This window comes from Prauserella halophila (assembly GCF_024171895.1).
GTDB lineage: Bacteria > Actinomycetota > Actinomycetes > Mycobacteriales > Pseudonocardiaceae > Prauserella > Prauserella halophila.
On record NZ_JAMTCQ010000011.1, the window covers coordinates 448,860 to 460,535 of the forward strand.

Genomic DNA, 11,676 nt, shown 5'->3' on the forward strand with positions numbered 1-11,676 from the left:
GTACCCTTGACGTTCGTGAATGCTGCGGCCGTCGAGATCACCGGGCTGGTGAAGCGCTTCGGGTCGGTCACCGCCGTCGACGGGCTCGATCTGAAGATGCCGACAGGCGAGATCCTCGCCCTGCTCGGGCCCAACGGCGCGGGCAAGACCACCACCGTGGAAATCTGCGAAGGCTTCCGCCACGCCGACGCGGGCACGGTGCGCGTGCTCGGGCTCGATCCTGCTCGCGACGGCTCCGCTCTGCGCCCGCGGGTCGGCGTCATGCCCCAAGGCGGCGGCGCGTATCCGGGCGTGCGCGCCGAAGAGATGCTCCGCCTGGTCGCCGCCTGCGCGGCCGATCCGCTCGACCCGGCCTGGATGCTCGACGTGCTCGGCCTCGGTACCGCGCGCCGCACCCCGTTCAAACGGCTCTCCGGCGGCCAGCAACAGCGCCTGTCCCTTGCGTGCGCGCTCATCGGCAGGCCGGAACTGGTGTTTCTCGACGAACCCACGGCCGGCATGGATCCACAGGCCAGGCGGCTCGTGTGGGAGCTGCTGGGCGCACTCCGCACCGACGGCGTCAGCGTGCTGCTGACCACTCACCTCATGGAGGAAGCGGAGGCACTCGCCGACGACGTCGTGATCGTCGACGACGGCACCGTCATCGCGCAGGGCTCCCCCGGCGCGCTCACCGCCGAGCACGCCGAAGACGCGCACCTGCGGTTCCGCGCCCGCCCCGGCCTCGACACCCGACTGCTCGCCGCCGCCCTGCCCGAAGGCTACGTCGTCCGCGAATCGACCCCCGGCTCCTACCGGGTCATCGGGCACGTCGACCCGCAGGTCGTGTCCACCGTGACGTCGTGGTGTGCCCAGCAGGGCGTACTCGCCGACGAGCTGCACGTCGGCAGGCGCGATCTCGAAGAGGTCTTCCTCGAACTGACCGGACGGGAGCTGCGCACATGACGACGTCCCGCTTCGCCCCCGGCACCTTCACACCCGCACCCGGCCGCGGCCGCCTCGGGCGCATGCTGGCCGCCCACGCGCGCGTCGAGACGGCACTGACGCTCCGGCACGGCGAGCAAATCCTGCTCACCCTCCTCATTCCCCTCGCGCTGCTCATCGGCCTCAGCCTGCTCGACGTGCTGCCCGCAGGCGAGTTCGCCGGCATGGAACGCGTCGACTGGATCACTCCGCGCATTCTCGCCCTGGCCGTCCTGTCGTCGGCGTTCACCGGCCAGGCCATCGCACTCGGTTTCGACCGGCGATACGGCGTCCTGAAGCGGCTCTCCGCCACCGCACTGCCGCGGTGGCTGCTCGTCGCGGGCAGGCTCGTCGCCGCACTCGTCGTCGTCACCCTGCAGGTGCTCGTCCTCGGCGCCGTCGCAGCGCTGCTCGGCTGGTCACCGTCGGCCGCGGGCATCGCGTTCGGCGTCGTCCTGCTCGCGGTCGGCACGTTGTGTTTCGGCGCCCTGGGCGTGCTGCTCGGCGGCGCACTCAGGGCCGAGGCGGTACTGGCACTCGCCAACATCGTGTGGTTCGTCCTGCTGCTGGCAGGCGGCATCCTGATGGTGCCGTCCGCCCTGCCGGACACCTACGCGACGGTCGTCGGCCTGCTGCCGTCCGGGGCGCTCGCGGAGGGTCTGCACGCCGCACTCGTCGACGGCACGTTCTCGGCGGGAGCGTGCGCCGTGCTGGCCGCATGGACCGTCGTCGCCGCCGCGATCGCCACGCGAACCACGAAACTCACCTGACCCCGGGTTCCGGGTTCCGGGTCTGATGCCCCGAAGGGCACCTTCGGGGCACTGAGCGCCCCGAATCTTCCCCTCGCGATGCGAGTGCCCCGATCTTCTCCTCGCGGTGCGACCGACGACGCCGGCAGGACGCGCGGAAGCCAGGGCGACACCGGGTACGACGCGAGGGGAACATCTGGGGCGTTGAACGCCCCCAAGGTGCCCTTCGGGGCGCGCGGCCGGCCCCTCTCCCACCGCCACCCAGATGGAAGCGCTCCGCGCTACCCCTACGGCCAGCCCTTCTCCCTCCACCGCCCAAAGGGAGGCGCTTCGCGCCGCCTCTTACACTTTGTAGTGTGAGCGCATTCGTGGAGCGGTTGTCCTCGCTCGTCGGTCGGCTGCCGTACCCGTCGCGGGCGGTCCAACGCACCATCGCGATCGCCGCGATCATCACCCAGGGCGGGATCGGCGTCACCGGCTCCATCGTGCGGGTCACCGGGTCCGGACTCGGCTGCCCCTCCTGGCCGCGGTGCTTCCCCGGCAGCATGTTCCCGGTCGAGCATCCCGAGTACGAGATGTTCAACCAGTGGATCGAGTTCGGGAACCGCCTGCTCACCGGCATCGTCGGCGTCGTCGCAGCGCTCTGCGTACTCATCGCCTGGCGCATCCACCTCGAGCACCCCGGCCGCACCCGGCTCGTCAAGCTCGCGTGGACCATGCCCGGCGGCGTCATCGCCCAGGCCGTGATCGGCGGCATCACCGTCGTCACCGGCCTGCTGTGGTGGACCGTCGCGATCCACTTCCTCGTCTCCGCCGTCCTCGTCTGGCTCGCCACCCAGCTCCTCTACGCCCTCGACGAAGGCGACGAGACGCCACGCCCGTCGCTGCCCGCCCGGTATCGGCCGCTGGTGCAGGGACTGGTCGTCGCCCTCGCCGCAGTACTCGTCGCCGGCACCACCGTCACCGGTGCCGGCCCCCACGGCGGCGATCCCGACACCGCGCGATTCGACGTGCCCATCGCAACACTCTCGTTCATCCACGGCGGCCTGCTCGTCGTGTTCCTGGTGACCCTCGCGGCACTCGGCGTCGCCGCATGGCGCCACAAGCACGAGACACCGCCGTCCGCGGCCTTCCGCCGCCGCTACACCGTCGTCTGGATCGTCGCGCTGGCGCAGGGCGCCCTCGGCAGCGTGCAGTACGAACTCGGCGTGCCGGAGGAACTCGTGTCGTTCCACGTCCTCGGCTCCGCCGCGGTCATCGTCGCCGTCTCCGCCCTGTGGTGCGCCACCCGCGACCGCGGGCCCGTCGTCAGCCATCACCGCGCCGCCCGTGGCGCCACCGGTACCGCGACACCCGCCAACTCGGCATCCGGTACCGCGGCATCCGGTACCGCGGCATCCTCGGCGAGCGGACCTGCCTCCGGCACCGGACCGCGCTGACGCCCGCACGCCGGCACCGTGGCCGAACACGCCGTCGGCGTCGCACCCCGCCGATCGTCCAGTGCCGGCGTCCAGCGCCAGCGTCCAGCACTGACCGTGCACCGCCGACAATGCAGCGCCAACCGTCCGGTGCCGACCGTGCAGCTTCGCCAATACAGCTCCGCCGACGCAGTGCCGACCACGCAGCACCGACCGTCCGGCGGCCCGCACCGCACCGTCCGAAGGACGCGACCGTACGTTTCGTCACCTGTCACCACGGAACCGCCCATGACCGGTGCACGTCCCGGTATTCTCCGGTCGGCGCCGCCCACCGGCATCCCACACCCGCCCGTGTCACCGCGGGCCCGAGACCGTAACCACTCCCCTGCCACCGCATCGAGACGAGGTCGCACGTCCCCATGAGCACTGCCGAACAGGCACCGGAAACCACGTCCGGAACGTCCGGACGAAAGCCCCTCCTCGGCGAGGCCCGCACAACCGGCCAGATGCTGGTGCTGAAAACGTTCCTGCTCATCCCGTTCTTCGCGCTGCTCGTCTCGATCCCCTTCGCGTGGGGCTGGGGACTCAGCTGGCTCGACCTCGGCCTGGCCGTCGGGTTCTACACGGTCGGCACACTCGGCGTGACCGTCGGCTACCACCGCTACTTCACGCACGGTGCGTTCAAGACCGGCCGTCCGCTGCGCATCGCACTCGCCATCGCAGGCAGCATGGCCGTGCAAGGGTCGGTGATCTTCTGGGTCGCCAGCCACCGCAGGCACCACGCCTTCGCCGACCGTGAGGGCGACCCGCATTCACCGTGGCTGTTCGGCACGTCCCCCGGCGCGCTGCTGCGCGGCTTCTGGCACTCCCACATGGGGTGGATGTTCAACCGCGACGTCACGAACTACCAGCGGTTCGCCCCGGATCTGCTCGCCGACGAGGACCTCAAGATCGTCAACCGGTTCTTCGCGCTGTGGATCGTGGCCAGCCTCGCCCTGCCCGCGCTCATCGGCGGGCTGGTGACCTGGTCCTGGTGGGGCGCCGTGACCGCGTTCTTCTGGGCCGGACTCGTGCGTATCGCCTTCTCGCACCACGTGACGTGGTCGGTCAACTCGGTGTGCCACATGGTCGGCGAACGTCCGTTCACCAGCCGCGACAAGGCATCCAACTTCTGGCCGCTGGCGATCCTGTCCATGGGTGAATCGTGGCACAACTCCCATCACGCCGACCCGACCTGCGCCCGGCACGGCGTGCTGCGCGGTCAGCTCGACATCTCCGCCCGGCTGATCTGGGTCTTCGAGAAGCTCGGCTGGGCCCGGGGCGTCCGCTGGCCCAAGCCCGAACGACTCGCCGCCAAACGCGTCGCCGCCTGACGCACCTCGCCCGGTGACGCCCGGCCGAAACCGCGGGCGTCACCGGGCGGTCACGTCAGCGCAGCACGCACCGCAGATGCGAACCGGACGGGCGCATCGGCGTCGGCCTGCCGGAATCCCAGGCTCGGCTCACTGAGCTCGAGTTCCAGGAGGGCAGGTTCACCGGATGCGGTCCGCACCAGGTCGACCCGGGCGTAGAGCAGCGCGGTGCGGGGCAGGCCGAGCCGCGCAGCCGCCGCGTCGAGCGCGTCCTCCGCGAGCGCGCGCCACGGACCCCGCGGCGTCGCGGTCCCCAGCTTCTCGGTGACGAACAACCCGGATTCGTCGAGGTCGGCGCCACTGAGCATCGGGCCCTTGGTGAACGCGTGCGAGTACTGGCCGCCGAAGAACACGAGCGCGGTCTCACCCTCGCTGTCGACCGCGGGCTGATACGGCTGGACGAGGGCGGTGTAACCGTCGTCGTGCAACGCGCGCAGGTGCCGTGCGGCGGCGTCGTGACCGGCCGGTGTGAACCGCGCCGCACCCCGCGAGCCCGCGCCGACGGACGGCTTGACGACGAAGTCGCGGTCCGGCCACTGCGGCGTCTCACCCGGCGCGGCGAGTTCGGTGGGCACGACGTCGACACCGCCGGCGGCGAGGTCGAGCAGGTAGGCCTTGTCGGTGTTCCAGCGGACCACGCTCGCCCGGTTCGCCAGTCCCGGCACCGACGCGCACCAGGCCAGGAACTCGTCGCGCCGCTCCGGGTAGTCCCACGTCGACCGCGGGATCACGATGTCGGCGGCCGCGAAGTCCTCGGCCGGGTCGTCCCAGACGGCCCAGCGCGTGTCGACGCCGACGTCCGCGAGGGCCTCCGGAACGGCGTGCTCGTCCCCGTCGCCCTGCGCGACCCGGCCGCAGCCGACCAGCAGGGCGGTGCGTTTCGCCCCGCTCACGCGCGAGCGCGCGGACCGGCCATCGTGCGGCGGTGCTCCGCGCCGATCACCGTCGCGTTCACGGTGTCCGAATCCCATTCGGCGGATTCGAGGGCGTCGATCGCCTCGACGAGCGCCGCGCCGGTCTCCGCGTTCGGCACGACGACGTCGCCCATCGCGCCGTCGGCTCCCACCAGCACGACGCGGGCGCCCAGGCGCCCGATCCGTTCCACGACGGCCTTCGACGGCGTGCCGTGCTCGGCGACGAACCCGCGGGCGGCGGACAGCTGCGCCTTCGTCGGTTCGGTCGGGGTCTTCTCGGTGCTCTCGGTCTCAGCCACGGCGACAGTGTAGGGGGCAGGCCCCACGGCACGGGCCGGGACGCGCTGCACGTCACGATCATGACCTCGGCTCTAAGGTCGGAACCGTCACGTCCCACGAACCCCACCCAGGAGGTAACCGCATGCCCACAGCCATCCGGATCGAACGCACCGGAGGTCCGGAGGTCCTCACGCCTGCGGACGTCGAGACGCCCTCCCCCGGACCGGGCCAGGTGCTCGTCGACGTCGCCGCCGCCGGGGTCAACTACATCGACACGTATCAGCGGGCCGGCGTTTACCCGATGGACCTGCCGTACACGCCGGGGCTCGAAGGCGCAGGCACGGTCGCCGCGGTCGGGTCCGGGGTCACCGGCCTCACCCTCGGCGACCGGGTGGCGTGGCAAGGACATCCCGGCGGATACGCGCAGCGGGCTCTCGTGCCGGCCGCCGTGGCCGTCCCCGTACCCGACGAGGTACCCGCCGAGACGGCGGCGGCCGTCATGCTGCAGGGCATCACGGCGCACTACCTCGTCAACTCGACGTACCCGGTGGCCGAAGGCGAGACGATCCTCGTGCACGCGGCCGCGGGCGGAGTGGGCCTGCTGCTGACCCAGCTCGCCAAGGCCAAGGGTGCGCGTGTACTCGGCACCGTGTCGACGGCGGAGAAGGAGACCCTCGCGCGGCAGGCGGGCGCCGACGAGGTGATCCGCTACACGGACCGGGACTTCGCCGACGCGGTTCGGGAACTCACCGGCGGCGAGGGCGCCGCTGTCGTGTACGACGGCGTCGGCGCGAGCACGTACGAGGCGAGCCTGCGCTGCCTGCGCAGGCGGGGCATGCTCGTGCTGTTCGGAGCCTCCAGCGGTCCCGTGCCACCGATCGATCCGCAGCTGCTCAACTCCGGCGGGTCGTTGTTCCTCACCCGCCCGACGGCTGCGGACCACGTCGCCACCCGGGACGAGCTCACCTGGCGTACCGGTGAGCTGTTCGCGGCCGTCGCGGCCGGCACCCTCGACGTGCGGATCGGCGCGCGCTACCCACTGGCCGACGCGCGTACGGCCCACGAGGATCTCCAGGGCCGCCGCACCACCGGCAAGGTGCTGCTCATCCCCTGAGGAACCGCCGACGTACGACCGCCCCCCGGCGGCTCCTCTCCGAGGGCCGCCGGGGGCGGATTCGCGGCGTGGGAACGGTCCGCGTCAGGCGACGGAGCGGTCCGCGTCAGGCGACGCCGGTGACCTCGGCCACCACGACGAGATTCTCACCGGCGAGCGGATTGCCGCTCTGCTCGGCATAACCGAGGTCCGGCGGCAGCACGACGACGCGCTCGCCACCCTGGCGCACGCCTTCCAGACCCTGCTGCCAGCCCTCGATCTCGCCCGCCGACGCCGACAGGTCGATCGATGCGGTGCCGCTGTCGGCGACGCTGCCGTCGGACCAGCCGACCACGGTGTAATCCAGCTGCACCGTCGACTGCGGCGTCGCGGCGGCGCCGGACCCGGGCTCGAGATCACGGGTGAGGACCTGCGCCGGGGCGGCGCAGTCGCGCGGAATCTCGACCCGCGGCTCGGCCGCCGCGTTGTCGACGGTGATGTCGTCGGCCGCACAGGCGGTGGTGTCGTCGCCCGCGCCGGCGTGTCCGCCGCCGTCGGCGCCGTCGCCGCTGTCGGACGCGGGACTCTCGGAGACCGACACGGGTGCGGGCGTGTGCGTGTTCTGCTCACCCGCCTGCTGGTCGGTCGGTTCCTGCAGGGACGGCGAGCACGCCGCGAGCGCCGTGGCGGCGGCCGCCGCGATCAGGATCTTGCCAGCTTTGCGCATGCGCCTACCCTAGCGGCCCGCTCACCGAGTGGTTTCCGCACCTGACACCGCGGGCTCGAGCGCTGCGGGTACCGGGCCGGTGTGCACGATCCCGAGCCGTTGCGTGGCGCGGGTCAACGCGACGTACAGGTCGTTCGGACCGCGCGGCGACTCGGCGATGATCTCGTCCGGCGCCAGGACCACGACCGAGTCGAACTCGAGTCCCTTCGCCCTGCCGACGGTCAGCACCGACACGCGGTCGGCGGCCGCCTCGACGGAGTCGAACGTCACATCCACCAGCGCCTCGGGGACGACGACAGCCACCGTACCTCCGTCCACTTCGGCCAGTTCGCCGTCCACAACGGACCCCAGGGTCGCAGCCGGGTCACTCCGGTCGGCGCAGCTCTGCCACGGCCGCACCCCGGTGTCACGCACGGACTGCGGAGCGCGCAACTCCGGATCGATCGCCGCGAGCACGCCCGCGGCGACCTCCATCACCTCGGCGGGGGTGCGGTAGTTCACGGTGAGTTCGCGCAGCCGCCAGCGATCCCCGACGTACGGCGACAGCACCTCGCCCCACGACGACGTCCCGCCGCGCGATCCGGTTTGCGACACGTCCCCGACCAGCGTCATCGACCTGCTCGGGCAGCGCCGCATCAGCGTGCGCCAGTCCATCGCCGACAACTCCTGTGCCTCGTCGACGATGACATGCCCGAACGTCCAGGTCCGGTCCTTGGCTGCGCGCTGGGCCGCGGTCAGGTTGCTGCTGGCCTCCTGCCGCTCGGCGATCATCTCGGCGTCGAGGACGTCGCGCACCCGGATCTGGTCCTCGTCGAGGATCTCGTCGTCCTGCTCGAGCACGTGCAGCACGCCCTCGGCGTAGGCACGTTGCTCGCGTTCACGCCGTTCGCGCCGTTGCCGTGCCTCGGTGTCGTCCTCACCCAGCAGCTCGGCCAGTTCGTCGAGCAACGGCACGTCACCGGGGGTCCACCACGACCCGGGACTGCGCAGCAGCCCGTCCCGGTCGCCGTCCGGCAGCAGGCCGTCGGTGGCCGACGCCAGCCGGCCTGCGTCGGTGAGCACGTCGGCGAGCAGTTCCTGCGGCGTCAGCTTGGGCCACAGTTCGTGCAGCGCCGCGAGGACCGCGCGGTCCTCGGCGAGCTCCTGCCTGATCGTGGCGTGGTCGCGCTCGTCGAGCAGCACGCCGTCGTCGGCCTCGTCACCGGTCAACGGGATCTCCGGGACGTCGTCGAGCACGCTGGACTCGAGTCGTGCCACGGCCTGCTCCGCGAGCGCGTCGAGAAGTGTGTCGACGAACACGCGGCGTGCCGCGTTGTGCGGCTTCAGGGTCGCCCGCGCCTTCTCCCGCGCCTGCTCGCAGGTGCGTCGATCCAGCGTCAGCCCGTCGCCGTCCTCGACCTCGATGGGCAGCACGTCGTCGGGCACGGTCTGCCGATCGCGCACGGCCCGGGCGAGCACGTCCGCCATGACGATGCGGCCCTTGACCTCCGCGGTCTCCGGCGTGTCGGTGCCGACCGCCTCGAGGCCGGGGAGCAGCTCCCCGACCGTCGCCAGCAGCACACCCGTCTCGCCCAGCGACGGCAGCACCTGGCCGATGTAGCGCAGGAACGTGCTGTTCGGCCCGACGACCAGCACGCCGCGCGTCGTGAGCTGTCTGCGATGGGTGTAGAGCAGGTACGCGGCGCGATGCAGGGCGACGGCCGTCTTGCCCGTACCGGGGCCACCTTGGACGACCAGCACGCCGCCCATGTCGGCGCGGATGATGCGGTCCTGCTCGGCCTGGATGGTGGCGACGATGTCGCTCATCTCACCGGTGCGGCGACGTTCCAGCGCGGACAGCAGCGCCGCTTCGCCTGCGAGGCCCAGGTGGTCGCTGTCGCCGTCCTCGCCGAGGTCGAGCACCTCGTCGTCCACGCCGACGACCCGCCGGGTCAGGGTGCGCAGGTGCCTCCGTCTGCGCACGCCGTCCGGGGACGCGGCCGTGGCCAGGTAGAACGGGCGCGCCACCGGGGCACGCCAGTCGATCAGCAGTGGCCGGTAGTCGTCGGCCTCGTCGAACAGTCCGAGCCTGCCGATGTACAGCGGTGATTCGACGTCCCCGGCCGCGAGACGGTCCGCGGTGAAGTCGAGGCGGCCGAAGCACAGTCCCTGTTCGACGGTCTTCAGCTGTGCCATGCGGTCGCTGTAGGTGGCTGTCGCGGTTTCGCGTTCGGCCTGTGCCTGCGGCTCGCCGTCGTCGACGGCGCGGAGGCTGTCCTCGAGCCTGCGGGCGACGAGCTCACGCTCGGCGTCCAGAGCGGCGTACAGACCGGTGACGTACGCCTGTTCCTCGGCGATCGCGGTGGTCTTGCCGGTTTCGGCGGTGTTACCGGTTTCGGTGGCCCGATCGTCGGCGGACACGGACAAGGGGCGGCGCCTTTCGGACGTGGGGAGGTTCGGGCGTGGGGAGGTTCGGCCGAGGTTCAACGACCGGGGTCGCGTATGAATTCCCGGGAAGCGAGATGAGCAACCCACCCCGCCCCACGCGATGAGACGTCATGGGCGCGCCCTGCTCCCCCGTCGGCGCAACGGCATTCCCCGACCGACGGCACCCCGCCCCTCGCAACGGCACCCCGACCTCGCAACGGCACCCCGACCGAAGGGAGGGGGTGGGGTTGGGAGGGGGCAGATCGCGCAGCCGAAGGCGCTGAATCGCGAGGGCAGGGGGCGTCCAACGGACCGACAGGAACCTACGCGCGACACGCGGGCGCCCCCTGCCCGACCGATTGCAGTGGCGCGATGAATTGCAGTGGCGCGATGAAGAACTCAGAACGGCAGGCCGAGCACCGGCATGCCGATCGCGGAGTCGACGGCGAGCGCGACGAACACGATCATGAGGTAGGTGTTGGAGCGGTGGAACAGCGCCATCGGCTTGGTTTCGCGGCCGCGTTTCACGCCCGCGTACAGACTGTGGGCGTAGAACAGGAACCAGGCACCCGCCAGCCCTGCGAATCCGGCGTACAGCCAGCTCGTGGCAGGCACGAGCAACAGCGTCCAGCCGACCATGACCCACGAGTAGACGACGATCTGCTTGGCGACGTGCAGCGGGCTCGCCACCACGGGCAGCATCGGAACACCCGCACGCTCGTAGTCGTCGCGGTACTTCATGCCGAGCGCCCACGTGTGCGGGGGCGTCCAGAAGAAGATGACGCCGAACATGACGAACGCGGGCCATTCGACGGTGCCGGTCACCGCGGCCCAGCCGATCACGACGGGCATGCAGCCCGCGGCGCCGCCCCAGACGACGTTCTGCGGCGTCCGCCGCTTGAGCCCGAGGGTGTAGACGAAGATGTAGAACAGGATCGTCGCGATCGCCAGCAGCCCGGCCAGCAGATTGACCGTGCCGTAGAGCAGCCCGAACGACGCCGCACCGAGCGCGAGCCCGAAGATCAGCGCGTTGGTGCGCGGCACGGTGTCCCGCACGAGTGGCCGCTTCTTCGTGCGGTTCATGACCTTGTCGATGTCGGCGTCGACGACGCAGTTGAGCGCGTTGGCACTGCCCGCAGCCATGGTGCCGCCGACGAGTGTCGCGAGCAGCAGCCACGGGCTGGGGATCTCGCGGCCCGCCAGGAACATCGCGGGGATCGTCGTGACGAGCAGCAACTCGATCACGCGTGGTTTGGCCAGGGCCGCGTAGGCCGCGACCGCACCGCGCACACCACGCCTGCCGCCGGAGGGCCCACCGTCGGCAGCGGCCCCGCCTGCGGAGTCGGCACCGTCGACGTTGCTGTTGCCGGCGCTGGTGTGACCACTGCGCCCATGCGGCGCATGCGCAGCGTGCACCAACGACATGTCGCTCCCTGCGTCAGATTCGGGTCGGGCCGTGACGGCGCGGACACCGCACGGCGCGGGTCGGCCGTTTCCGTGACAAAGGGTAGTAGAGGCCCGGCGAGCCCCGGCGCACGGCACCCCGGGGGCGCAGCGCACGTCACATCCGGCCGTCACCGGCGGAGCCGGCGGAGCCGGCGGAGCCGACACCGGCCTGCAAGCGCGAGCGCGAGCGCGAGCGGGCAGGGCACACCGGTCGGGTCACACCGGTGCCCACCCGGCGCGCCCGGGCGCGCCGGCGCGGCGGGCGGACTACG

Annotated in this window: 10 protein-coding genes; 5 read left to right on the forward strand and 5 right to left on the reverse strand. The window is 71.6% G+C overall.

All coding sequences use genetic code 11. The annotated features are described in order from the left end of the window. The first annotated feature begins 15 nt into the window (after positions 1-15). From LY41_RS16955 to LY41_RS16970, 4 genes are all read left to right on the forward strand, one after another. Positions 16-942 carry an ABC transporter ATP-binding protein gene (locus tag LY41_RS16955; RefSeq protein WP_253864999.1) on the forward strand — a complete coding sequence of 309 codons (927 nt, stop codon included), beginning with the start codon at positions 16-18 and terminating at the stop codon, positions 940-942. Further along, positions 939-1,730, forward strand: a complete 792-nt coding sequence (locus LY41_RS16960) for an ABC transporter permease (protein WP_253865000.1) — start codon at positions 939-941, stop codon at positions 1,728-1,730. The genes LY41_RS16955 and LY41_RS16960 overlap by 4 nt, the downstream gene beginning before the upstream one ends. 335 nt (positions 1,731-2,065) lie before the next feature. Then, positions 2,066-3,148, forward strand: coding sequence for a COX15/CtaA family protein (locus tag LY41_RS16965; protein WP_253865001.1), 1,083 nt, complete (start codon positions 2,066-2,068; stop codon positions 3,146-3,148). Positions 3,149-3,546: 398 nt separating this feature from the next. Beyond that, positions 3,547-4,500, forward strand: a complete 954-nt coding sequence (locus tag LY41_RS16970) for an acyl-CoA desaturase (protein WP_253865002.1) — start codon at positions 3,547-3,549, stop codon at positions 4,498-4,500. A 50-nt stretch (positions 4,501-4,550) separates the two neighbouring features. Here the strand turns inward: LY41_RS16970 and LY41_RS16975 are convergent, their stop codons facing one another. Both LY41_RS16975 and LY41_RS16980 read right to left on the reverse strand, forming a co-directional pair. After that, complete coding sequence (locus LY41_RS16975; protein WP_253865003.1) at positions 4,551-5,432, reverse strand: ATP-grasp domain-containing protein; 882 nt, start codon at positions 5,430-5,432, stop codon at positions 4,551-4,553. Further along, positions 5,429-5,752 (reverse strand): hypothetical protein, encoded by a 324-nt coding sequence (locus LY41_RS16980; RefSeq protein WP_253865004.1) that lies wholly within the window; start codon positions 5,750-5,752, stop codon positions 5,429-5,431. The genes LY41_RS16975 and LY41_RS16980 overlap by 4 nt, the downstream gene beginning before the upstream one ends. A gap of 122 nt (positions 5,753-5,874) precedes the next feature. Here LY41_RS16980 and LY41_RS16985 point away from each other — a divergent pair, with 122 nt between their 5' ends. Further along, the gene (locus LY41_RS16985; RefSeq protein ID WP_253865005.1) at positions 5,875-6,846 is read left to right on the forward strand and encodes a quinone oxidoreductase family protein; all 972 of its coding nucleotides are present in this window, start codon (positions 5,875-5,877) and stop codon (positions 6,844-6,846) included. 106 nt (positions 6,847-6,952) lie between these two features. On the opposite strand, the gene LY41_RS16990 is transcribed toward LY41_RS16985, so the two are convergent. The 3 genes from LY41_RS16990 to LY41_RS17000 form a co-directional block, all read right to left on the reverse strand. Continuing rightward, positions 6,953-7,552, reverse strand: a complete 600-nt coding sequence (locus LY41_RS16990) for an FKBP-type peptidyl-prolyl cis-trans isomerase (RefSeq protein ID WP_253865006.1) — start codon at positions 7,550-7,552, stop codon at positions 6,953-6,955. A 21-nt stretch (positions 7,553-7,573) separates the two neighbouring features. Next, positions 7,574-9,958 carry an ATP-binding domain-containing protein gene (locus LY41_RS16995; RefSeq protein WP_301297175.1) on the reverse strand — a complete coding sequence of 795 codons (2,385 nt, stop codon included), beginning with the start codon at positions 9,956-9,958 and terminating at the stop codon, positions 7,574-7,576. Between the two features lie 399 nt (positions 9,959-10,357). Continuing rightward, the gene (locus LY41_RS17000; RefSeq protein WP_253865007.1) at positions 10,358-11,383 is read right to left on the reverse strand and encodes a heme o synthase; all 1,026 of its coding nucleotides are present in this window, start codon (positions 11,381-11,383) and stop codon (positions 10,358-10,360) included. Positions 11,384-11,676 lie beyond the last annotated feature (293 nt).